26 protein-coding genes are annotated in these 22,799 nt (G+C 57.4%); 12 read left to right on the top strand and 14 right to left on the bottom strand.

Annotation, left to right across the window (positions count from 1 at the left end; translation table 11 throughout):
* Nucleotides 1–85: 85 nt before the first annotated feature.
* Nucleotides 86–811, top strand: a complete 726-nt coding sequence (gene recO / locus GOX73_RS18175) for a DNA repair protein RecO (protein WP_171126844.1) — start codon at nt 86–88, stop codon at nt 809–811.
* Here recO and GOX73_RS18170 read toward each other — a convergent pair.
* From GOX73_RS18170 to GOX73_RS18160, 3 genes are all read right to left on the bottom strand, one after another.
* On the bottom strand, nt 795–1,187 hold the full coding sequence (locus GOX73_RS18170; RefSeq protein WP_171126842.1) for an META domain-containing protein: 393 nt from the start codon (nt 1,185–1,187) through the stop codon (nt 795–797). The two genes, recO and GOX73_RS18170, sit on opposite strands and share 17 nt — an antisense overlap.
* 13 nt (nt 1,188–1,200) lie before the next feature.
* Nucleotides 1,201–1,755: a hypothetical protein gene (locus tag GOX73_RS18165; protein WP_171126840.1), complete on the bottom strand. Its 555-nt coding sequence runs from the start codon at nt 1,753–1,755 to the stop codon at nt 1,201–1,203.
* Nucleotides 1,756–1,925: 170 nt separating this feature from the next.
* The gene (locus tag GOX73_RS18160; RefSeq protein WP_171126839.1) at nt 1,926–3,617 is read right to left on the bottom strand and encodes an acyl-CoA dehydrogenase family protein; all 1,692 of its coding nucleotides are present in this window, start codon (nt 3,615–3,617) and stop codon (nt 1,926–1,928) included.
* 144 nt (nt 3,618–3,761) lie between these two features.
* Here GOX73_RS18160 and GOX73_RS18155 point away from each other — a divergent pair, with 144 nt between their 5' ends.
* Complete coding sequence (locus GOX73_RS18155; RefSeq protein WP_171125250.1) at nt 3,762–4,526, top strand: sulfite exporter TauE/SafE family protein; 765 nt, start codon at nt 3,762–3,764, stop codon at nt 4,524–4,526.
* Here the strand turns inward: GOX73_RS18155 and GOX73_RS18150 are convergent.
* From GOX73_RS18150 to GOX73_RS18135, 4 genes are all read right to left on the bottom strand, one after another.
* Nucleotides 4,523–5,065 carry a hypothetical protein gene (locus tag GOX73_RS18150; protein ID WP_371808665.1) on the bottom strand — a complete coding sequence of 181 codons (543 nt, stop codon included), beginning with the start codon at nt 5,063–5,065 and terminating at the stop codon, nt 4,523–4,525. The two genes, GOX73_RS18155 and GOX73_RS18150, sit on opposite strands and share 4 nt — an antisense overlap.
* Before the next feature lie 33 nt (nt 5,066–5,098).
* Nucleotides 5,099–5,389, bottom strand: coding sequence for a hypothetical protein (locus tag GOX73_RS18145; protein ID WP_171125248.1), 291 nt, complete (start codon nt 5,387–5,389; stop codon nt 5,099–5,101).
* Nucleotides 5,390–5,745: 356 nt separating this feature from the next.
* Nucleotides 5,746–7,344: a phosphoenolpyruvate carboxykinase gene (locus GOX73_RS18140; RefSeq protein WP_171125246.1), complete on the bottom strand. Its 1,599-nt coding sequence runs from the start codon at nt 7,342–7,344 to the stop codon at nt 5,746–5,748.
* Nucleotides 7,325–7,507, bottom strand: coding sequence for a hypothetical protein (locus GOX73_RS18135; RefSeq protein WP_171125244.1), 183 nt, complete (start codon nt 7,505–7,507; stop codon nt 7,325–7,327). Before GOX73_RS18135 ends, GOX73_RS18140 begins: the two co-directional genes overlap by 20 nt.
* A gap of 182 nt (nt 7,508–7,689) precedes the next feature.
* Between GOX73_RS18135 and GOX73_RS18130 the strand changes: the two genes are divergently transcribed.
* Genes GOX73_RS18130 through GOX73_RS18100 form a run of 7 tightly spaced genes read left to right on the top strand, consistent with a single transcriptional unit; the run spans nt 7,690 to nt 13,112 of the window.
* Nucleotides 7,690–8,394, top strand: coding sequence for a response regulator transcription factor (locus GOX73_RS18130; RefSeq protein ID WP_171126837.1), 705 nt, complete (start codon nt 7,690–7,692; stop codon nt 8,392–8,394).
* A gap of 33 nt (nt 8,395–8,427) precedes the next feature.
* Nucleotides 8,428–10,146 carry a sensor histidine kinase gene (locus GOX73_RS18125; RefSeq protein ID WP_171126835.1) on the top strand — a complete coding sequence of 573 codons (1,719 nt, stop codon included), beginning with the start codon at nt 8,428–8,430 and terminating at the stop codon, nt 10,144–10,146.
* Between the two features lie 2 nt (nt 10,147–10,148).
* Nucleotides 10,149–10,619, top strand: a complete 471-nt coding sequence (locus GOX73_RS18120; RefSeq protein ID WP_171126834.1) for an HPr kinase/phosphorylase — start codon at nt 10,149–10,151, stop codon at nt 10,617–10,619.
* A complete protein-coding gene (rapZ, locus tag GOX73_RS18115) occupies nt 10,616–11,497 on the top strand; it encodes an RNase adapter RapZ (RefSeq protein ID WP_171125236.1) in 882 nt (293 codons plus the stop codon). The genes GOX73_RS18120 and rapZ overlap by 4 nt, the downstream gene beginning before the upstream one ends.
* Nucleotides 11,494–11,901 carry a PTS sugar transporter subunit IIA gene (locus GOX73_RS18110; protein WP_171125234.1) on the top strand — a complete coding sequence of 136 codons (408 nt, stop codon included), beginning with the start codon at nt 11,494–11,496 and terminating at the stop codon, nt 11,899–11,901. The genes rapZ and GOX73_RS18110 overlap by 4 nt, the downstream gene beginning before the upstream one ends.
* Before the next feature lie 2 nt (nt 11,902–11,903).
* A complete protein-coding gene (locus GOX73_RS18105; RefSeq protein WP_170428736.1) occupies nt 11,904–12,173 on the top strand; it encodes an HPr family phosphocarrier protein in 270 nt (89 codons plus the stop codon).
* 39 nt (nt 12,174–12,212) lie between these two features.
* Entirely contained in the window at nt 12,213–13,112 is a 900-nt protein-coding gene (locus tag GOX73_RS18100) for a lysophospholipid acyltransferase family protein (protein WP_171126831.1), read from the top strand.
* A gap of 73 nt (nt 13,113–13,185) precedes the next feature.
* Here GOX73_RS18100 and GOX73_RS18095 read toward each other — a convergent pair whose 3' ends face one another.
* Entirely contained in the window at nt 13,186–14,061 is an 876-nt protein-coding gene (locus GOX73_RS18095) for a 3-hydroxybutyryl-CoA dehydrogenase (RefSeq protein WP_171126830.1), read from the bottom strand.
* 162 nt (nt 14,062–14,223) lie between these two features.
* Here GOX73_RS18095 and GOX73_RS18090 point away from each other — a divergent pair, with 162 nt between their 5' ends.
* A complete protein-coding gene (locus tag GOX73_RS18090; RefSeq protein WP_254429247.1) occupies nt 14,224–15,045 on the top strand; it encodes a DUF6473 family protein in 822 nt (273 codons plus the stop codon).
* A gap of 49 nt (nt 15,046–15,094) precedes the next feature.
* On the opposite strand, the gene GOX73_RS18085 is transcribed toward GOX73_RS18090, so the two are convergent.
* The 6 genes from GOX73_RS18085 to GOX73_RS18060 all read right to left on the bottom strand — a co-directional run bounded on the left by GOX73_RS18085 (nt 15,095) and on the right by GOX73_RS18060 (nt 19,391).
* Complete coding sequence (locus GOX73_RS18085) at nt 15,095–16,024, bottom strand: electron transfer flavoprotein subunit alpha/FixB family protein (protein ID WP_171126828.1); 930 nt, start codon at nt 16,022–16,024, stop codon at nt 15,095–15,097.
* Nucleotides 16,024–16,782 carry an electron transfer flavoprotein subunit beta/FixA family protein gene (locus tag GOX73_RS18080; RefSeq protein ID WP_170388298.1) on the bottom strand — a complete coding sequence of 253 codons (759 nt, stop codon included), beginning with the start codon at nt 16,780–16,782 and terminating at the stop codon, nt 16,024–16,026. The genes GOX73_RS18085 and GOX73_RS18080 overlap by 1 nt, the downstream gene beginning before the upstream one ends.
* Before the next feature lie 243 nt (nt 16,783–17,025).
* Nucleotides 17,026–17,598, bottom strand: coding sequence for a cob(I)yrinic acid a,c-diamide adenosyltransferase (locus tag GOX73_RS18075; RefSeq protein WP_171126827.1), 573 nt, complete (start codon nt 17,596–17,598; stop codon nt 17,026–17,028).
* Nucleotides 17,599–17,802, bottom strand: coding sequence for a twin transmembrane helix small protein (locus GOX73_RS18070; protein ID WP_171125224.1), 204 nt, complete (start codon nt 17,800–17,802; stop codon nt 17,599–17,601). It lies immediately after the preceding gene.
* Between the two features lie 80 nt (nt 17,803–17,882).
* Nucleotides 17,883–18,710, bottom strand: a complete 828-nt coding sequence (locus GOX73_RS18065) for an SDR family NAD(P)-dependent oxidoreductase (protein WP_171125222.1) — start codon at nt 18,708–18,710, stop codon at nt 17,883–17,885.
* Between the two features lie 69 nt (nt 18,711–18,779).
* Complete coding sequence (locus GOX73_RS18060; protein WP_254429246.1) at nt 18,780–19,391, bottom strand: SH3 domain-containing protein; 612 nt, start codon at nt 19,389–19,391, stop codon at nt 18,780–18,782.
* 200 nt (nt 19,392–19,591) lie between these two features.
* Here GOX73_RS18060 and parC point away from each other — a divergent pair, with 200 nt between their 5' ends.
* Both parC and GOX73_RS18050 read left to right on the top strand, forming a co-directional pair.
* Nucleotides 19,592–21,940 (top strand): DNA topoisomerase IV subunit A, encoded by a 2,349-nt coding sequence (gene parC, locus GOX73_RS18055; RefSeq protein ID WP_171135052.1) that lies wholly within the window; start codon nt 19,592–19,594, stop codon nt 21,938–21,940.
* 97 nt (nt 21,941–22,037) lie between these two features.
* Nucleotides 22,038–22,631 carry a hypothetical protein gene (locus GOX73_RS18050; protein WP_171126825.1) on the top strand — a complete coding sequence of 198 codons (594 nt, stop codon included), beginning with the start codon at nt 22,038–22,040 and terminating at the stop codon, nt 22,629–22,631.
* Nucleotides 22,632–22,799: the final 168 nt, after the last annotated feature.

Raw genomic sequence — 22,799 nt, 5'->3', positions numbered from 1 at the left:
TGTGGCGCCTCGCATTTGATACCCTTGCACACTGCGCTGGCTTGGGATTTGCTGCGCTCAGCACAATCTGTCACGGGATCAAAACTTGGACTGGCGCGATCATGGCATCCTTCTGACCTCCCGCAGACATGGTGAGACCTCGGCGATCATCGAGGTCTTTACCGAAGCCCACGGCCGTCACGCCGGGGTTGTTCGGGGTGGGGCCAGCCGCAAGATTTCTCCGATCCTGCAACCGGGTGCGCAGTTGGATGTGCTTTGGCGGGCTCGGCTGGAAGAGCATCTTGGCACGTTTCAGGTTGAACCGTTGCGGTCCCGCGCAGCGGCGGCGTTTTCCGGTCGGTTGGCGCTGTCCGGGCTGAACGCGGTGGTGGCGTTGCTGTCCTTCAGCCTGCCCGAGCGTGAACCGCATCCGGGGGTTTACAAGCAAACCGAACAGTTGATGGACCTGCTGGGCCAAGATGAGATTTGGCCACTGGCTTATCTGCGGTGGGAACTGGCGTTGCTTGAGGAATTGGGCTTTGGCCTCGACTTTTCAGCCTGTGCTGTGACCGGCGCGACCGAGGGGTTGATTTTTGTCTCGCCGAAAACCGGACGAGCGGTCAGCAAGCAGGGCGCGGGGGAATGGGCGGACAGGCTGTTGCCTTTGCCCCTCTGCCTGAAGGGCGAAGGCACAGCCCCGGATTCAGAAATCGCGCAGGGTCTGCGGACCACTGGCTACTTTCTGGAGCATCATCTGGCCCCATCGCTTGGTCACAACCCACTGCCCGAGGCCCGAGCCCGTTTCATTGATCAGTTCACTCGGCGGCTTTGAACACCATTTCGTGCCCGTCGTCATTGCGCAGGATCAGGACATCGCCGGATACTTCGGACTGGGTCATGGCCAGTAGCGCCGCAAAGTAGAACCCTTCGGCTTCAAGACCGGCGCAGGCCGCGCGTGTGGCCGTCAGGTCGGCGATTTCGAACCAAGGGTAGGGCGCGTTCAGCGTACCGCTGTAGCTGTTGCAGGGGGCATTGCCTGCGATTTTGCCTTCTTCGGGGAAACTCAGCAGGGCGCTTGCCGGAAAGCGTTCACCATCGATTTCCTGCAGTACCCAGGTCTGATCCGCCGCGCCATAGGCGGCCACGGTTTCGTCCTTGTCGCATTGCAGTAGCGCCAGCAGAGGAAAAGCAAAGACGAGGCGTATCATGCCGGTATCCTTATCAATACGGTATCGCGCCGTTCAGCAGTTCTTCCCGAACCTCGCTACGAGGCCGCCAGTTATAACGAGTGTCTTCGCGCACAGGGGCCCAGAAAAGCGCCCCACTGTTCCGCCAAGGGTCGAGAATGACACCGTCATACATCGAGGCACCTTTGGCGCTGATCAGGGCCGAGTGATGGATGATGCGAAACGATGTTGGTGGTGACGTGGCCCAATGCACGTCCAGTGTCCGAAAATCTTCCTGCCGCAGGCGTGTGGACATGGCTTCGGCCCAGTCATTGCACAACCCTCGTTCCCGAAACCCGTTAATGACCTTTGCATTGTGAATGATCGCCGGGTCCGTAACGTTCCAGTCCCGCGCTAATTGCTGCGAATATGTGTATGAAATGCGGGCAGCCCTTTGCGCCTCGGCAGGGTCGACACGCGGGTCGAGGTCCATGATAGCCGCGGCAAGCGCGTCAATGTCGTCTTGACCAGCGCTGGGTTGCGTGGTCGTGCAGCCGCCAAGCGCAAGGGTCAGGACGGTCGCGCAAAGCACCAATAAAGATCGGATCATTCTGATTTTCGCATTTGGAACTGTTTGTACGTTTTGGCTGCTCTATCGTCGTTTTGAGTGAATTCATAGAACGAACTGACAGATCAGCCAAAAGCGCACGCACCTGCTGACAAAAAAGACCCGGCGCGAACGCCGGGTCAAGTTGGGGAAACGGGGTTGCCGTAATCAGGTTAGCCCAGCAAACGCCGAGCGATCACTTGTGCCTGAATTTCAGCAGCCCCCTCAAAAATGTTTAGAATGCGTGCGTCACACAGAACGCGACTGATCTTGTATTCCAGTGCAAAACCGTTGCCGCCATGAATCTGCAAACCGTTATCAGCGGCGGCCCAAGCAACACGAGCCCCCAATAGCTTGGCCATGCCAGCCTCAAGGTCGCAGCGCTGGCCGTGGTCTTTTTCCCATGCGCTGAAATAGGTCAACTGACGCGCGATCATGATTTCGACCGCCATCATCGCCAGCTTGCCCGAGACACGCGGGAAATTAATCAGCGATTTGCCGAATTGCTTGCGTTCCTGCGCGTATTGCATGGCGATATCCAGCGCGCTTTGCGCCACGCCAATGGCCCGTGCGGCGGTTTGGATGCGGGCGGATTCGAAAGTCTCCATCAGTTGTTTGAAGCCTTTACCCTCTTCGCCGCCAAGCAGGTTTTCACCTTTGACTTTGAAGCCGTCAAAACCCAGCTCGTATTCTTTCATGCCGCGATAACCCAGAACCTCGATCTCACCGCCGGTCATGCCTTCGGTGGGGAAGGGGTTCTCATCCGTGCCCGGCGTTTTTTCCGCCAGGAACATCGACAGGCCACGGTGGTCGGTGGTGTCAGGGTTGGTGCGGGCCAGCAGGGTCATCACATGGGTGCGTGCGGCATGGGTGATCCATGTCTTGTTTCCGGTGACCTCGTAATCGCCATCCCCGGTCTTGGTTGCGCGGGTGCGTAGGCTACCAAGATCCGAGCCGGTGTTGGGTTCGGTGAAAACAGCCGTGGGCAGGATCTCGGCGCTGGCGATTTTGGGAAGCCATTGGGCCTTTTGCTCGTCCGTGCCGCCTGCGATGATCAACTCAGCCGCAATCTCGGACCGCGTGCCCAGTGAACCGACGCCAATATAACCGCGCGACAGTTCCTCGGACACCACGCACATCGAGGCTTTGGACAGGCCAAATCCGCCGAATTCTTCGGGGATGGTCAGGCCAAAGACGCCCATCTCGGCCAGTTCCTCGATGATCTCGATCGGGATCAGTTCATCCTTGAGATGCCAGTCATGAGCGTTCGGTTCGACTTTTTCCTGTGCGTAACGGCGGAACTGGTCGCGGATCATTTCCAGTTCTTCTTCCAAACCCGAAGCGCCAAACATGGTCGCACCGGCCTGATCTTCCATCAGGGCCACCAGACGTGTGCGGGCGGCCTGAGAGTTCGCCTGCGCCATCAGCGTCTGCACTTCGGAGCTTTGGAAGCCCGACAGCGCGTCCCAGCCAAGGCCCATATCCTGCAGGCGCACGACCTCACCCTGGTTCATCGGAATGCCGCCGGCGACCTGATGCAGATATTCGCCAAAGGCGATCTGGTGCAGCAATTGTTCGATTTCGCCAAATTTGCCATCGGCGTCCAACGCCTCGGCCCAGCGTTGCATTTGTTGCAGGGATTGCTGGTACGTCGCAAGCCATGCCAGCCCATGTGCTGCGGTTTGGTTGGCTTCGATCAACGCACCAGATACACGACCGTCCTTGGTTACCATTGCCCGGACCGACTCGCGCGCGCGTTCAAACACTGCTTCGACAGCGGGCACCGCAACGCGGGTCAAAGTCAGAAGGTCGGGCAAAATCGCGGATGTTGTCATCTGGGTCATATCCTGTCCGTCATGGGCCATGAATCACGTCCTTTTCTGGGTCGTATGGTCTTACCATGCTGCACGTGCAGCGCAACAAAAATACGAATTACGCTGCGAAAAAGTTCAAAAATTGCTTGATCATTTTTGCAATGCAGAGAATTTCAGGGATGCTATCACAGTGCCATGACGTTGTTTTCCGCTTTCACTTCGCAGGAGTTGCTGCTTGCCTTCGGCGTCGCTTTCTTGGCCGGTTGGATCAAAGGCATGGTTGGGTTTGCGATGCCAATGGTGTTGGTATCCGGGCTAAGTATGATCCTGTCGCCTAATCTTGCCATTGCCGGTCTGATTTTGCCGACAATTGTGACGAATGGCTTTCAGGCGCTTCGAGAGGGGGTACCCGCAGCCATTGACGCCATCCGGAAATTTCGGGTTTTTCTAAGCGTCGGATTGGTGTTCCTGCTTCTGGGCGCGCAACTGGTCAGCATTGTCCCGGAAAAGACGTTTGTGTTGATTATCGGCATTCCGGTGACGTTCTTCGCCTTGATTCAGATGTTGGGCTTGAAGCTGACGCTTGAAAAATCCTCAGCCCGGATCGAGGCCAGTATCGGATCAATCGCCGGGTTTGTCGGCGGTTTGTCAGGGGTCTGGGGGCCGCCCACCGTTCTCTACCTGACTGCGCTGAACACGCCGAAGGCTGTACAGATGCGGGTTCAAGGCGTGATCTATAGCCTGGGTGCCGTGGCTTTGTTGGTGGCGCATCTGGGTTCGGGCATCTTCAATGCCCAGACGGCTCCGTTCTCGGCAGTTTTGATTTTGCCTGCGCTGATCGGCATGTGGGTTGGGCTGCAGTTGCAATCACGTATTGATCAGGCGCGGTTCCGAAAGGTCACGTTGCTGGTCTTGCTGATTGCGGGACTGAATCTGCTGCGGCGCGGCATTCTGGGTTAGGGGCGGCTATCCGCAATGCGGAATGCGAAATACAGTCCCAGCATAAGGAAGAACAGGCCCGAGATATCACCGATAAGATAAGCGACGTATTCAACGCGCGCGCTGCCGAAGGCCAAGTTGGTCAGCCCGGCGACAAGGAATGAGGTAATGACACCGACCCCCATGATGCAGGACCAGCAGGGTTTGCGGTCGGCGCGCGGGAACAAATCCCAGCCCACCCATTTCAAAAGGTAGAATACTGCCGGAACAGTGGTCACGGCAATTGCGATAGCCATGAGGCGGCTGGGCAGGAATACGTCAGAGCCACCAAGAAACGCGAACACAATTAAGACGCCCGGAAGTAAGGCGTAGATCGAACGCCAGCCAAGCAACCACGCTGCCAGAACGCGCACACCGTGCGGCAGAAACAAAAGGCTGGCGCGGCTGGGGTATTCCGGAAAGAAAACATTCTGCAGCGGCATCAGAACCTCAAACGTAAGGAAAGATGCCACCACATAAGCCAACGAAGCGTAGAAAGTGTCAGAGGCCCATTTTTGCACGGCGATCAACCACCATCGTGCAGGCAGAAGCCATCATCTGGGTGCATGAACGATATACCGACCCCGGTTCGCGCTGCCACTTTGCGAAAGATAGCCCTTCTGCACCAGCGATTTCAGCGCGCGGAAAAATGTGGGGCGTGAAACACTTTGAACCAGTGTATGTTCGATCAGACCAAATGTGCGAACTTCCTGATCGGCCTTCGAAAGTTCTTCGGCCGCGTAATAGATATCGCGTTCCACCGGAGACAGTTGTTCAAGCCCCAGTGTGCGCTCCATGCTTTGCATCAGCTTACGTAGTTCGGTCAGTTTCGAGATTTCCGTCATGGTCTTACCTGTTCCTTGCCTGTGTCATCCGCCGTGCAATTTCAGCGGGTGGAAACGTGCCGATTATTCAGCAAGTCTCATATTGACACTCATCCCCTAATTTCTAAACTTACTTTCGATTGGGTTGCTCAGTTCGCGTGTTGTGAGTGCACGCTTGAGCCACCGCTAGGTTTTTTCACTTTCCGCCCGGTGCCAAAGCGCCGGGCTTTTTCGTCACAATGACACTTAGCGATACCGTAATCCTCGAATCCGGGCAACGAATTTGTATGCGCTTTTGGCGTTATTCAACCCTGAAGAGATGACGATTTAGTGAGTCGCGCAAAAAGAAAAGGGGGCGAAAATCGCCCCCTGTCTGATTATCCGATTGCGACGGCTTTTATGTCCTCGTCGATGAACGGTAAGTACTGTTCAAAATTCTCGGCGAACATTTGCACCAGTTTCTCGGCTTGTTTGTCAAAGGCGGCCTGATCGTCCCAGGTGCGGCGCGGATCCAGCAGAACCTCGGCCACGCCGGGAACGGAAACTGGCACATCAAAGCCAAAATTGGCGTCCTTACGGAACTCGGCATCGCGCAGCGACCCGTCCAGAGCAGCGGTTAGCAAGGCACGGGTGGCACGGATGGGCATCCGGCTGCCAACGCCATAGGCACCGCCGGTCCAGCCGGTGTTGACCAGCCAGCAGGTCGCGCCGTGCTGGGCGATCTTGTCCCGCAACAGGTTGCCGTACTCTTCCGGGCGGCGCGGCATGAACGGTGCGCCGAAACAGGTCGAGAAGGTCGGCTGAGGCTCGGTGATGCCGCGCTCTGTCCCGGCAACCTTTGACGTGAAGCCAGACAGGAAGTGATACATCGCCTGCGCTGGGGTCAGCCGCGCAATCGGAGGCAGCACGCCAAACGCATCACAGGTCAGCATGATGATGTTCTTGGGATGGCCACCCAGCGCGCTGCTGGATGCGTTCGAGATGTACTCCAACGGATAGGCGCAGCGCATGTTTGCGGTCAGCGAGTCATCCTCGAAGTCCAGTTCCTTGGTTTCGGGGTCGAATACCATGTTCTCGATCACGGTACCGAACTTGCTGGTGGTCGCGTAGATTTCCGGCTCGGCCTCGGGGTTCAGGCTGATCGTCTTAGCATAGCAGCCACCTTCGAAGTTAAAGGTGCCGCGATCCGACCAGCCATGTTCGTCATCCCCGATCAGGGTGCGGGCCGGGTCAGCGGACAGGGTGGTCTTACCGGTGCCCGACAGGCCAAAGAAAACCGCGGTGTCGACCGGGTTACCAACAGCATGGTTGGCCGAGCAATGCATCGGCATGACGCCTTTTTCCGGCAGCATATAGTTCAACAGGGTAAAGACAGACTTCTTGTTCTCGCCCGCATATTCAGTGCCACCGATCAGGATCAGCTTGCGGTCGAAGTTCATCGCGATCACGGTCTCGGACCGGCAGCCATGCTTGGTCGGGTCGGCTTGGAAGCTGGGGCAGTTGATGACAGTGAAATCTGCGGTGAACTCGTCCAGATCTTCACGATCGGGACGGCGCAGCAGGTGACGGATGAACAGGTTGTGCCAGGCCAACTCGGTGACCATGCGCACATTGATCGAATAGGCCGGGTCTGCCCCGCCGACGAGGTCCTGCACGAAATAGTCGCGGCCTTTCATGTGGGCCAGCATGTCTTCGTACAGTGCGTCGAACCCTTCGGGGCTCATTTCCGCGTTGTTTTCCCACCAGATTGAATCGGCAACGCTGTCGGTTTTGACGACGTGCTTGTCCTTGGGCGACCGGCCGGTGAACTTGCCGGTGGTGACGAGAAAGGCCCCGCCATTGCCCAAAGTGCCTTCTTCACGCTTCAGAGCCTCTTCGATCAGCGCCGGTTCCATGAAGTTATAATAGACATTGCCCAGACCCTCGATGCCCTGATCTTCGAGGCGGAATTGCGGGTTAACCCGTCCAGATGTCATGTGTGTCTTCTCCTGTGGCGGCGCGAAGGCTTTGGGCCGGGTGCGCTCTTGGGGCAAATTGCCGGATCGTTCCGGCGGACAGGCGCGTCTTATCACGGTCATTTGGGGCATGAACAGGACGGTTTGGCGCAGTTAGCGCAACCAAGGTCAGGTTTAGCGCCATCACAAATTTCCTGTCGGAAATCATGGCGCTTTTCCGGCAACATTAACGGCTTTTTTGCCGCAACTGTGTGACAACAAACGCACGATTCGCAGATACGGATTGATTCGCGGCCTTAAAAACGCCAGAAATGCCTTACTAATAACGATATAAAGCATGAGTGAGCAGGAATAGGGGCAAACCCGATGTCAAAGATTGCACTGGTGGACGACGACAGAAACATTCTGACGTCCGTGTCCATGACGCTTGAGGCCGAAGGCTTCGAGGTCGAAACGTACAACGACGGACAGGCTGCGTTGGACGCATTTAACAAGAAACTGCCGGACATGGCCGTTCTGGATATCAAGATGCCGCGCATGGACGGCATGGATTTGTTGCAGCGCCTGCGGCAGAAAACCCAGATGCCGGTGATCTTTCTGACCTCGAAAGATGACGAAATCGACGAAGTGCTCGGCCTGCGCATGGGGGCTGACGACTACGTCAAGAAACCCTTCTCGCAGCGTCTGTTGGTCGAACGTATTCGCGCGCTGCTGCGGCGGCAGGAAGCGACTTCGGGTGATGTTGCAACGGCCAGCACGGGCGATGCCAAGGTCATGGAACGGGGTGAGCTGCGGATGGACCCGCTGCGTCACGCGGTCAGTTGGAAAGGTACGGACGTATCCCTGACGGTGACTGAATTCTTGTTGTTGCAAGCCCTTGCGCAACGCCCCGGTTTTGTCAAAAGCCGTGATCAACTGATGGACGTCGCTTACGACGATCAGGTGTATGTAGACGACCGTACGATTGACAGCCATATCAAGCGTTTGCGCAAGAAAATGCGCGCCGCTGATTCAGAGTTTTCGGCCATCGAAACTCTGTACGGGATAGGCTACCGGTACAACGAAGAATAAGATTGACCGCTTAACAAAGGGTAGTTGGGCCTCGTGCGCGATACGGAACAAGCCAGCGAATTGCGGGACGGTGATGTGGTTCTGGGCGATGACTGGGTCATCCCTCAGGATCCTGACTCGGCCGAACTGGGGGCATCGCGCCGCAGTCGGAACCTGTTTTCGCTGCGCGGGTCGCCGCTGGCCCGCAAAATCATCACCTTTAACCTGATTGCTCTGGTTATTCTGGTCACCGGACTGCTCTATCTGGATGACTCACGGGACGAACAGGTAAAGCAGACCGCGAGCAATCTGATGGGCGACGCCCAGTTGGTCAGCAACGTGTTCGAAGCGCAGTTGCGCCAGAATTCTGCCGCTCATTCTCTTAGCACGGCCGAGCTTGATGTTAAGGACACTCTTGCCGGGTTGAGCCTTCCGGTCGGCGGCGAAGTTTTTGTTTACGATGCGGCGGGAACTCTGATCGGCTGGACCCGGGGGGGGGCAACAAGCGCTCCCATGCCCATTCTTCTAAGGTCAGAAGCCGAAGTTCAGACCGGCAGCACCCTGATCAGCGATGCGCTGAACGCCGTCTGGAAAGGCCTGTCCAAGATATTCACCAACGCCAACCCGGATGAGGCACCGACGCTTGCACAGCGCGTGCAGTCCCTGATCCCGACCGCGCTGCAAGGACAGATGCAGGTGCAGGCCGTAAAAGATGCAGCAGGCGAAACAGTAATCGTTGCCGCCTCGCCCATTTCATTAGAGGGGTCGCCTGTCGGCGCTGTTGCGATGGCCGGACCTGCCGGTGAAATCGACGCGTTGGCCCGGCGCGAGCAAGAGCGCATTTTGCAGATGTTCGTGGTTGCGCTTTTGGTTTCAATCGGCCTGAGCCTTGTTCTGGCGTCGACAATTGCGAACCCTTTGGCGGACTTGGCCGCCGCCGCCGAGTCGGGCAAAGACCGCGGCGCGGGGGTAAATCCGGGACGAATTCGCATTCCCGACCTGAGTGCACGCCCCGATGAAATCGGTCGCCTCAGTCGGGCGCTGCGGGGCATGGTGAACGCGCTATACAACCGGATCGATTCGAACGAACAGTTCGCCGCCGATGTTTCGCATGAAATCAAGAACCCCTTGGCCAGCCTGCAATCCGCCGTTGGTACGCTGCGCATGGTCAAACGGGAAGATCAGCGTGAAAAACTGTTGAGCGTGATTGAACATGATGTCCGTCGGTTGGACCGTCTGGTCAGCGACATATCGAACGCGTCACGCCTGGATGCGGAACTGGTCAAAGAAGAAGAACAACTCTTCGATCTGCTGAAACTGCTAGGCAATATCAGCCAGTATCTGGGAGAAGAGGCGCGGAGCAAAGGCGTGGATTACATCACCGATCTGCCGTCTCAGCCGATCAAAATAAACGGGCTTGAGGCGCGCTTGGCGCAGGTGTTCGTCAACCTGATCACAAATGCGATCTCGTTCTGCGAAAGCGGTGATGCCATTCGCGTTTGGGTGCGTCGCCGTGAAAACCGCGTTCTGATCGTCGTCGAAGACACCGGGCCCGGCATCCCGGAACAGGCGCTGACCAAGGTTTTCAAACGCTTCTATTCACAGCGCCCGGTGGAACATTTCGGCAATAACTCTGGCCTTGGGCTTGCGATCTCAAAACAGATAGTCGAGGCGCATGGCGGTGTGATCTGGGCCGAAAACATTCGCCCGACAGAGGCCGACGTCACGTCCGATCCACTTGGTGCGCGCTTTGTCGTGGGTCTGCCCGTGTAGTCATGAGCGGTCGGGCCCTCGCAGACGTCGCGCATCAGAACACTGCCATTATACATGCCACATGTGTTGCCCTCGACGGGCGGGGTCTGTTGATCCTTGGTACCGCTGGGGCAGGAAAATCGGCCCTTGCGCTGCAGATGATGGCTTTGGGGGCAGGGTTGGTTGCAGATGACAGGGTTGTTTTGACCATGGAAGCTGAAAAGGTCCTGATCGATGCTCCCCCAGAGATCCAAGGATTGATTGAGGCGCGCGGCGTCGGCTTGTTGCGTGCGCAATCGGTCGGGCCAGTAAACCTGAGCTATGTTGTTGATCTGGACCAAACAGAGACAGCCCGCTTGCCAGACGTAACGGAAGTCCGTGCCCTGAGGCAAACTGTTCCCTTGCTACGCGGCGCGGGTGTCCCCAATTTGGCATCAGCTTTGATGCAATTACTTAAAATGGCGCGTGTAGACCCTGAATGGCCCAGCACATGACAACTCAGCGGCGCATCGTTCTGGTAACGGGACCTTCGGGCGCTGGCAGATCAACGGCGATCCGCGTTCTCGAAGACCTTGGTTTTGAGGCTATCGACAACCTTCCGATGGGGCTCTTGCTGCGCCTGCTTGAAGGACCCGCAACCGACCGTCCCATGGCGTTGGGAATAGACGCGCGGAACCGCGATTTCTCGACGATCGGGTTCATTGAACTGATCGCCAAAGTTCAACGCATGGACCATGTCGACATTTCAACCCTGTATCTCGACTGCGACGACGAAGTCTTGGTGCGCCGCTTTTCCGAAACCCGACGACGCCACCCTGTCGCGTCAGATTCAAGTCCCGAAACCGGCGTTCGCCAGGAAAAAGAACTACTCGCCCCGATCCGTGAGATTGCGGACACGTTGATCGACACCAGCCCGCTGAACGTTCACCAGTTGCGCGAAGAGGTCGAGCGCTGGTTCGCGCCGCAAGGTGGACGCCATCTGGCGGTATCTATCGAGTCTTTTTCGTATAAGCGCGGTTTGCCGCGTGGATTGGATATGGTGTTTGACTGCCGGTTTCTCGCCAATCCGTACTGGCGCCCGGAACTTCGCGCCGAAGATGGTCGAAACCCGGATGTGGCGCGCTATGTTCAGTCTGACGCGAACTATGCACCGTTTTTTGACCGTGTTGTCGATTTGCTTGAACTCCTGTTGCCGGCCTATCGCGCCGAAGGCAAAGCGCACCTTTCGGTGGCCTTTGGGTGCACCGGAGGACAGCACAGATCCGTTGCTACCGCCGAGGCGGTCGCAAAGGCCCTTGCAGAGCAGGGGCAGCAAGTGGCAATTAGGCACCGCGAAATGGAACGTCGATCGTTGAATGTGAGGTCGGATTGATCGGGATCGTACTTGTTGCACATGGTGGGTTGGCTCAGGAGTACCTGGCCGCAATGCAGCATGTGGTCGGAAAACAGCCCGGCTTGGCCGCGATCTCGATCGAAGCGGATCACGATCGCGATGCCAAGCAGAATGAAATCTGTGTCGCCGCAGACAGTGTAGATGTGGGTGACGGTGTTGTCGTTGTAACCGATCTGTTTGGTGGCAGCCCATCGAACCTAAGCTTGCGCGCCTGCGCCCCGCAGGATCGACGTATCCTTTACGGTGCAAATCTGCCTATGTTGATTAAACTGGCCAAATCCCGCCACTTGCCAATCGGCGACGCCGTGCGGCAGGCGATGGAGGCTGGACGCAAGTATATCAATGCGCAAAATGTGACGTTGGACGAAGACCGGATTGATTAAGAATGACGAACCGAAGCTTGAAAATAATCAATGAAAAGGGCTTGCACGCCCGTGCCTCGGCAAAGCTGGTTGAGGTGGTCGAAGGTTTCGACGCCCAGGCCGAAGTGTCAAAAGACGGGCTTTCTGCGTCAGGTGACAGCATAATGGGTCTTTTGATGTTGGCAGCATCGCGCGGAACGACTATTGACGTCGAGACGTCCGGACCGGATGCTGAGGCGTTGGCTGATGCGCTGGAAACCTTGGTGAACGACAAGTTCGGGGAAGGGTTCTGACGGCGCCTGCTGCGACATCAAGAACGGGAAGACCAGGAATTGGCGGAAACGACGCACGAGACCAAGACAGGCCCGGTTGTGGATGGGACCGAGGACCAGGGCGAAATCTACGATCGTAGAACCCTGACCTACGCAAACTCTTTCGACGATGCCTGGACTTCAACAGCTATCCGCGCCATCGAATGGTGTACGGGCAAGCTGACCATTTTGCGTATGGTCAACAAATTCGAGAAGAAGAACGAATACTATCGTGGCCAGCGGTTCTGGGGCGGCGCGCTTGAGGTTATGGGTATCAACCTGACCACGCCTCAGGAACAGATTGCCCGCATCCCGAAAACCGGCCCGGTTGTCGTGGTTGCCAATCACCCCCACGGAATGGTCGACGGCATGATTCTGGCCGAACTGATCGGGCAGGTGCGCAGTGACTATCGTATCCTGACCCGCTCTGTTCTGACTGGTTTGGACGAGGCCGCGACGTCGTTCATGATCCCTGTTCCCTTCCCACATGATCCGGAAGCACAGGCCAAAATGCTTGAAATGCGCGGCAAGGCGATGGACCACCTGAAAAATGGCGGAGTGGTCGCATTGTTTCCATCTGGTGTGGTGATGTCGTCGGATGACTGGTTCGGCCCCGCGATCGAGCGCGAGTGGAACGTGTTCACGGCCAAGATGATTCGCCGATCGGGCGCGCAAGTCGTTCCTATCTTCTTTCCCGGCAGAAACTCGCGGGCATACCAGATCGCTAACAAAATGTCCGCGATTCTGCGCCAAGGCCTGCTGCTGCACGAGATCGTTCGGTCCTGCAACAAACCGCAGTCACCGGTAATCGGTGATCCGATCTCAGAAGAAGACATGCAACTGCTCGAGCGCGACCCACGCGGCTTCATGGCTTGGCTCCGCAAGCACACGTTGGGACTTGGCGAGTCACTTAAACCCTGATCCGTCTCTTCATCTGGCCAAAAATATCCCGGGGGTGAGGCCGGATGAAATCCGGGCGAGGGGGCTGGCCCCTTTACCGGGTCGGGACAGGCACTTCGCCTCTATAGTCATAAAAACCGCGCTGTGTCTTGCGTCCTAACCACCCGGCCTCGACATATTTAGTCAACAAAGGGCACGGGCGGTATTTGGTGTCGGCCAATCCGTCATGAAGGACATTCATGATCGCCAGGCACGTGTCCAAACCGATGAAATCCGCCAGCTCAAGCGGACCCATCGGATGGTTTGCGCCCAGTTTCATTGATTGGTCGATGGATTGAACATTCCCGACGCCCTCATACAGGGTATAAACAGCTTCGTTTATCATCGGCATCAGAATGCGGTTCACGATAAAGGCCGGGAAGTCCTCGGCGCTGGCTGCAGTTTTACCAAGCCGGTCCACGACGGTTTTGCAGGCGCTGAATGTCTCTTCGTCGGTGGCAATTCCTCGAATCAACTCGACCAACTGCATGACCGGAACCGGGTTCATGAAGTGGAACCCCATAAAGCGTTCGGGTCGGTCTGTTCGACTTGCCAGCCGCGTAATGGAAATCGACGACGTGTTTGATGTCAGGATCGTATGTGGCTGCAAATGCGGCTGAAGATCTTCGAAGATCGCCTGTTTGATCGCCTCGCGTTCTGTGGCGGCCTCGATCACAAGGTCGGTCTGGCCCAGCTCGGGCAATTCAAGCGTGGCCTTGATGCGCTTCAGCGCGGCCTGCATTGCGTCGTCCGAGATTTTTCCACGCGATGCTTGTCGCGCCATATTCCCTTCGATCGTTGTAATTGCGCTGTTAAGTGCGTCTTCGCTGACGTCATTCAGCAAAACGTCGTAATCGGCCAGGGCAAGAACATGGGCAATGCCGTTCCCCATCTGACCTGCGCCAATCACTCCGACCGATTTTACATCCATATTCAGGTGCCTTTGTGCCACGGGTTATGGCGACAGTATCGGCAGTTTGGGGCAGGCGGCAAGAGGATCAAGCATCTGGAGTTTGCTTCAAATGCGCACATTAGGAAATTCTCAAGATTTGCGGCTGCATGATGGCACCCGGGTGAAAAATGGGTGAGTGGTATGAGCTATCATCAAACAGGCTCGGGGGGACCCGAGGATGCCGTGTGCCAATATGATGGATCGCGGTTATGGTTTCGTGGGCCGCAGCGATCTTTGGATACGCCTTACATGGCATGTGTCGGCGGGACCGAAACCTTTGGGCGCTTTGTCGAACGTCCTTTTCCCTCGATTCTCGAGGGAAAACTAGACCGCAGGTGCCTGAACTTGGGCAGCCTTTTCTGTGGCGTGGACGCGCTGTTGCGGGACACTGGCCTGCGATCTTTGCTAAGCGGCGCAGAGATGTGTGTCCTGCAGGCTCCGGACATTCTGGGGCAATCAAACCGTTTTTACAAAGTGCATCCCCGACGAAATGACCGGTTCCTTGCACCTACCGATGATTTGTGTTCGCTTTACCCGGAGATCGACTTCACGGACGTGCATTTCGTGCATCACCTTGTGTCGCTGTTGAAGGGACATCAGGACGCGCGGTTTGAGGTGGTTGCTGAAGACCTGCGTAAGAATTGGGTCGGGTTGCTGCGAGAACTGTTTAACTCTCTGAAAGCACCTGTGATCCTCTTGAACCTGGATGTCCGGCGGCAGTCCGATGAATGTGAATTTGGTACAGATGCCCAGGTTCCTGTTTCAGCAGAAATGCTAGGGGCTGTCCGCCCCTATTGTCTTGATGTTGTGGACCTGTTCGTTAACGTTTCTGGCCAATCTGAAGAATTGGAAGATATGTTGTTTGGAACATTGCAGCAGCCGATGGCCGAGCCAATGATCGGCCCGGCTGCACATAGGAAAATTGCCGAGACCCTTTCGCGTCGTATTCGGGACCTACAATGAAAAAAGGCCCGCCGTTTGGCGGGCCTTTTATTCAAAGCGAAGCGTGGGCTTAGCCGAGTTTCTCGGTCAGTTCCGGCACCGCCTGGAACAGGTCGGCAACCAGACCAAAGTCAGCAACCTGGAAGATCGGCGCTTCTTCGTCTTTGTTGATCGCAACGATGACCTTCGAGTCCTTCATGCCCGCCAAGTGCTGGATCGCGCCCGAGATGCCGACAGCGACATACAGGTCCGGTGCAACAACCTTACCGGTCTGACCCACCTGCCAGTCGTTCGGAGCATAGCCCGAGTCCACGGCGGCGCGCGACGCGCCAACAGCGGCGCCCAGCTTGTCGGCCAGGGTTTCGATCAGTTTGAAGTCCTCTTCCGAGCCGACACCACGGCCGCCCGAAACAACAACGCCAGCCGAGGTCAGCTCGGGGCGATCGCTTTCGGCAACCTTGTCTTCAACCCACGAGGACAGACCAGCGTCAGCACCGACCGAGATGGTCTCAACCGCAGCCGAACCGCCTTCGCCCGCCGCGTCAAAGGACGCGGTGCGGAAGGTGACGACTTTCTTAGCGTCGTTCGACTTGACGGTCTGGATCGCGTTGCCCGCATAGATAGGACGCTCGAAGGTCGAGCCGTCAACCACGCCGGACGCATCCGAGATCACCATCACGTCCAGCAGCGCCGCAACGCGCGGCATCACGTTCTTGGCATCGGTGGTGGCGGGGGCAACGATATGCTCGTATCCGTCGGCCAGACCAGCAATCAGGGCCGCAGTCGACTCCGCCAGGCGGTGACCCAGCGACTCGTCTTCAGCGACCAGAACCTTGGAAACGCCGTCGATCTTCGCAGCGGCTTCACCAGCAGCAGCGGCAGAGCCACCTGCGGCCAGAACGGTCACGTCGCCCAGTGCCTTCGCGGCATTGACGGCTTTGGCGGTGGCGTCCAGCGCCAGTTCACCATTGTTGACTTCGGCGAGAAGAAGAACAGCCATTACACAGCCCCCGCTTCTTTGAGTTTCGCAACCAGCTCGTCAACCGAGCCTACGACGATACCAGCGGCACGTGCCGGCGGCTCTTCGGTTTTGACGATTTCCAGACGGGGCGAGACGTCGACGCCGTAATCGGCGGCAGTTTTCTCGTCCAGCGGCTTTTTCTTCGCCTTCATGATGTTGGGCAGCGACGCATAGCGCGGCTCGTTCAGGCGCAGGTCAACGGTCACGATGGTCGGCATCTTGACGCTGATGGTCTGCAGGCCGCCGTCAACCTCACGGGTGATCTTGGCGGTGTCGCCTTCGATGTCTACTTCGGACGCGAAGGTGCCTTGGCTCCAGCCCAGCAGGGCCGACAGCATCTGACCGGTGGCGTTCATGTCGTTGTCGATCGACTGTTTGCCCGCCAGAACCAGACCGGGCTGCTCTTCCTCGACCACTTTGGCCAGGATTTTCGCAACGGCCAGAGGCTCGATATCCTGATGAACGTCATCGGCTGCTACAACCAGAATGGCGCGGTCAGCGCCCATGGCCAGAGCGGTGCGCAGCGTTTCCTGCGCCTGCTTGACGCCGATCGAAACGGCAACGACTTCGTCGGCCTTGCCCGCTTCTTTCAGGCGGATCGCCTCTTCCACGGCAATCTCGTCGAACGGGTTCATCGACATTTTGACATTGGCGAGATCGACACCGCTACCGTCCGCTTTCACGCGGACCTTCACATTATAGTCAATCACGCGTTTGACAGGCACGAGTACCTTCATTTTGCGCTTTCTCCTTACAAATCCGGTAAGCCGCGAAGCGACTCCACCAATGCTCTCGGGGGTCTGAATAGCGTTTCAATTCGAATGGCAACAGAGCAAAATCGTCACGTCATGGTTTTGGGACGTCGCGTTTCGTATTTTTTGACGCTACGGCGCGCAATATTATTGCTGCGTCATTAAGGGGTTCAGTGGCTGGGCCCTCTCTTCTGGCCCGGCCATTGTCACCAAGACACTGTGCCGCATTCAGCGGTTCGCGCCCGGAACCCACAACACGTCCCGCGTGCCGTTTTCATTGGCGCAGCGGGCAGCAACGAAGAACCAGTCGCTGAGACGGTTGAGGTATTTCACTGCGACCTCGTTGACGGGCTCCATATTCGTCAGCTCAACCGCCAGTCGTTCAGCCCTGCGGGACACGGTGCGGCAGACATGCAGATGAGCCGCCAGGCGTGAGCCACCCGGCAGGATGAAACTGCGCAACGGCTCAAGTGTTTCGTTCATCACGTCAATTTCAGCCTCGAGGCGGTCAATTTGAGCGGGTACGATTCGCAGGGGGGGATAATCCGCCTCGGCGTCTTTTTCCATGTTGGGGCGGCAGAAATCAGCGCCCAGATCGAACAGGTCGTTCTGGATACGTGACAGCGCAGCCTCAACTTCGCCTTCGGCCTCGGTGCGGGCGACGCCGACAAAGGAATTCAGCTCATCCACTGTGCCATAGGCGGCCACGCGGCCCGAATATTTCGCGACGCGTTCGCCATTACCCAACGCGGTTTTCCCGTCATCGCCGGTGCGCGTGTAGATTTTGTTGAGAACGACCATCTATTGAACCCCCTGCCCACGGAGCCAGACGTAGAGCACGATCAAAACCACGGCAATGAATTGAAACAGGATGCGAAGTCGCATCATCTTGTTGCTTTTCATTGCGGCTTCCTTGCCGCTTTTGCCGAAATTCGAGATGCCGATCGCCAGCACCACAACAACAGCAGCCATGGCCAACAGTAGAACGACCATCAGAAGGTCCATGAGTACACCGTCCGCGTTACTTGTTTCGTTGGGCTATCATCTAGCCTCTGACGTGCAAAAAGCGAACGGGTAATTTCGCCTCAGACGTCCGACAGGATGCGGTCGATTGTGCGCGTGGGCAGGATCCGTCGCAGCCACCCGGCGATATAGGTCGGCGTGGTGACATAGTAGCGGGCGCGCGGGCGTTTGGATTCCACGGCATGTGCCAGCTTGTCGGTCACCGCCGATGCCGGCAGCTCGAACCGGTCGGGCCCTGAGGATTCGTACAGTCTTTTCAACAACGAGGCTTCGTATCGGTCGCGCAGGGCCGAGTCTTGCCAATTGATGAAACGCTCGAAAACCGGAATCGAGTTTTCGCGGATTTTGGAGGTGATAGGGCCGGGTTCGATCAGGATAACCTTGATGTCTGTGTCGGCTAGCTCCAACCGCAATGTGTCGGTCAATCCTTCGACCGCATATTTGGTTGCCACATAAGCGCCCCGCCAAGGATATGCGACCAGACCGAGAACAGACGAGTTTTGAACGATTCGCCCGTGCCCCTGCGCGCGCATGACGGGGATGACCTGCCGCGTGAGGTCGTGCCAGCCAAAGAAATTGGCCTCAAAGATCGCGCGCAGGCCATCTGTTGGCAGGTCTTCCACCGCACCGGGAAGACCATGCGCGCCATTATTGAACAATGCGTCGAGCGTGCCGCCTGTCTTATCCAGAACATCCTGCAGGCCGGACGTGATGCTGTCACTGTCGGTATAGTCGATACGGGGGCTTTCGAAACCCTGCGCCCTCAGACGGTCGCAGTCACGTTGCTGCCGACATGAGGCAAATACGCGCCAGCCGCGCGCCCGCATACCATGCGCCGCGTCCAGCCCAATCCCCGAAGAGCAGCCGGTGATAAGAATTGTCTTCTGCATGGTCTTCCTGCCTCTCGCCTTGCACCAAAGCTATGGCGGGGCAGGGGGCAGGACAATGTCAGCGCCGCGTCAATCTGCGGTTTTTCTGACCAGAGATGCGGAAATCCATCCGACCTGTTGCTCGGGTAACACGCGCAACCTTAGCCAGCCGGTGCCTGAATCGCTGAGGACTTCAACCTTTTGGCCGATGGATGCTTTGCCGATGACAGGATAGATCGTCCCCGGACCGTCGCGCATGTTTACCCGCGTTCCCGAGATCTCGCGGATGTCCTTTTGTGGTTCTTCGTAAGCTGATGGTTCCAACACCTCTTCGGGCTGGGTTTCAGCGATCTGGCGCAACCCGGTTATGCCGTCTTCGAGGGACGCCAAGGTGATGTTGGCGCTTTGATCGGCAAAAGCCGACAGGCCCGAGAATGTCTCAAGGCTGGCGGGTTCCGGCAGGATTTCCACGATCTCTTCTTTCGCCAAGATCGGCTTCACCCGTACGGTTGCCGTACGCAGGGCGACATTGGTCACCAATTGCTCGGCGCGAGTGTGTTGCAATGGCACAGGTTCGGGCGCAACGGCCACGCGCTCGGGTTGGGCGGTGCGCAGTCCGCGCGGCTCAAAATCAGGGCCGCCGCTCATGACGTAAAAACACCATCCGAGCGCGGCAAAAGTAACAAGAACAAGGCGCGACATGGCGCATCCCCCGGTAATCGAAAAAGGTAAAATAGGCAGCAGTTCAATTAAAGAGAGCCTACCATAATTCACGATCGGAGTCGAAAGATTGGGGGAAATCCTAAGCTTGCCTCCCCCTGTTGCAAAAAGCGCCACTTGTCCCCAGCAAAATGCGCGCTGGTTGCTTTACCGCGGCGCGCCTGCGTCGTATCACATCATATATGAACGACACGATCGACGACCCCAACATGGAGGCCCCCGATGGCGGGGGCGAGGTAGCTGAACCGCTGCGCCGAGCGATTGGCGAACGCTATCTGACTTATGCTTTGTCGACCATCATGCACCGGGCCTTACCGGATGCGCGCGATGGTCTGAAGCCGGTTCACCGGCGAATCCTTTATGCCATGCGTGAGCTGCGACTCAGCGCGACGGGGGGATTCCGTAAGTCGGCCAAGATTTCCGGCGACGTGATGGGCAACTATCACCCCCATGGCGATGCCGCGATTTATGACGCGATGGCGCGTCTGGCGCAGGACTTCAACGTACGCTACCCACTTGTCGACGGGCAGGGGAATTTCGGCAATATCGATGGCGATAACCCGGCCGCCTCGCGGTACACCGAGGCGCGGATGACTATCGTGGCCGAGGCGCTGCTTGAGGGGCTGAACGAAGACGCTGTCGATTTCCGCGACAACTATGACGGTACGCTGACTGAACCCGTCGTGCTGCCCGCACAGTTCCCGAACCTGCTGGCCAATGGCGCTAGCGGTATTGCGGTGGGGATGGCGACGAACATTCCTCCGCACAATATCTCAGAGCTGTGCGATGCCTGCCTGCATCTGATCAAAACGCCGGATGCGCGTGACGACACATTGTTGAACTACGTGCCCGGCCCCGACTTTCCGACAGGTGGCGTGATCGTCGAACCACCTGAGAACATCGCGCAGGCCTATCGCACCGGGCGCGGGTCGTTCCGCCTGCGCTGTAAGTTCGAGGTTGAAGATCTGGGCCGTGGCCAGTGGCAGATCGTTGTCACCGAGATTCCCTATCAGGTTCAGAAATCCAAGCTGATCGAAAAGATCGCGGAACTGATCCAGACCAAGAAAATCCCGATCCTCGGCGATGTACGCGACGAATCCGCCGATGATATCCGCCTGATCCTTGAGCCGCGTTCCAAGAACGTGGACCCCGAGGTGTTGATGGGAATGCTTTATCGCAATTCGGACCTTGAGGTGCGGTTTAGCCTTAACATGAACGTGTTGATCGACGGCGTGACGCCCAAGGTCTGCTCGATGAAAGAGGTGCTGCGCGCCTTCCTCGATCACCGGCAAGAAGTTCTGCTGCGTCGTTCGCGTCACCGCATGGCGAAGATCGACCACCGTTTGGAGGTCTTGGAGGGCTTTATCGTTGCCTTCCTGAACCTTGATCGTGTGATTGACATCATCCGCTACGACGACGACCCCAAAGCCGCGCTGATGCGCGAGGATTGGGGCATCGACCATGTTCGCGCGACCGATGAGTCCGATTATGTCTCGCCCAAACCGGGCGAGGGCGAGTTGTCCGAGGTTCAGGTCGACGCGATCCTCAACATGCGTTTGCGCAGCTTGCGCCGTCTGGAAGAGATGGAGCTGGTCCGCGAGCGCGATGAGCTGATGCTGGAACGCGCCAACCTCGAAGACCTGCTGGCCGATCCCGCCCTGCAATGGGCCAAGATCGCCGAGCAGTTGAAAGAGACCAAAAAGACCTTCGGCAAAGACTACGAAGGCGGCGCACGCCGCACCCAATTTGCCGAAGCCGGGAATGTCGAAGAGGTGCCGCTTGAGGCGATGATCGACAAGGAACCGATTACGGTCGTGTGCTCTCAGATGGGCTGGATTCGCGCCATGACGGGTCACATTGACCTGAAGCGTGAGCTCAAGTTCAAGGATGGCGACGGCCCGCGCTTTATCTTCCATGCTGAAACCACCGACCGTCTGCTGGTTTTTGCGTCGAACGGGCGTTTCTACACGGTCAGTGCGGCCAACCTGCCCGGCGGGCGGGGTATGGGCGAGCCGCTGCGCCTGATGGTGGACTTGCCGAACGAGGCGCAGATTATCGACATCATGATCCATAAGCCGGGGCGCAAGCTGCTGGTGGCCTCGGATGCTGGCAACGGTTTCATGGTGCCAGAGGATGATGTTTTGGCCCAGACCCGCAACGGCAAACAGGTGCTGAACGTCAAGGGAGACGAAACCGCGATGATCTGCAAGCCAGTTGAGGGCGACCATGTGGCCGTGGTGTCCCAGAACGGTAAGTTTCTTGTGTTTCCCGTCGAAGAGCTGCCCGAAATGGGGCGCGGCAAAGGTGTACGTTTGCAAAAATACAATATGGCGCGCGGACGGCAGGGAACACTTGAGCTGGATGGGGGGCTGTCGGACCTCACGACCTTTGATTGGGCAGAGGGGCTCAAATGGTCCATGGGAGGGGATAAAACCCGGCATGAGGCCGATATGTCTCAGTGGCTTGCGAAACGCGCCAGCGTTGGGAAAAAGCCGCCATATGGTTTCCCGAGGGACTATAAATTCTCGTGATCGCACCGCCGTGACAGTCAAATTCAGTCGATGTAGCTTGGCACAAGCCCGGTTGGTGCGCTAAGTCAAAGAAAAACAGGCCTATCGAGACGAGATCATGTTACGCATTCTAACCTTGATAACCGGATTGACCCTGCTGGGCGCATGCGCGCAAACGCAGCTATACGAAGAGCCCGAGTCGCTGGGGGAATTCAAGCTTCGCGTGAACTACGCCTTTGCTGAAAAGGCTGTGCAGGGTCCCGTTTCCCGCGATGCCACGCCGGATGAATGGACAGCAGCGATTCAGAATGCCGTGGATGTCCGCCTAGGCCGGTATGAGGGCGCGCAGGAATACGACATCGGTATCAGTCTCGAAGGATACATGCTGGCCCCGCCGGGTATTCCGGTCATCTACAACCCCAAAAGCACGGCGATTGTTTTGGTCAACGTCTACGACGTGAAGAACAAGGAATTCCTGGCCAAGGGAAAACAGTTTCAGGTTCTGGAAGATACGACCGGTGAAAGTGCCCTGACCGGGTCAGGAAATACACGCACCAGAGAAGAACAGATGAGCGGTCTGGCCCTGAAGGTTGCGGACCGAGTCGAAGAGTGGTTGGCCGAAGAACATGAAGAGAACGGCTGGTTCCAGCGCCGCCCTGACCTGATACAACCTCTCGATTCCGGCGAGCTGACGCAAAATCCGGCATCATGAACGGGTTTTAACGCAGGATGTGCTTGATTTTCCCCTGCGAACCAAATATCTCGCGCGCGCAGATGTAACCACGGGACCAAGGGTCCCCCAAATCGCAAAAGGGCGCCTGAGGAATGGCAAAGGAAAAGTTTGAGCGTACAAAACCGCACGTCAACATCGGCACGATTG

Origin of the sequence: Ruegeria sp. HKCCD7221 (genome assembly GCF_013031225.1) — a bacterium.
Lineage (GTDB): Bacteria > Pseudomonadota > Alphaproteobacteria > Rhodobacterales > Rhodobacteraceae > Ruegeria.
Note: the sequence above shows the minus strand (reverse complement) of the source record. Positions and strands in the feature narration are given on the sequence as shown.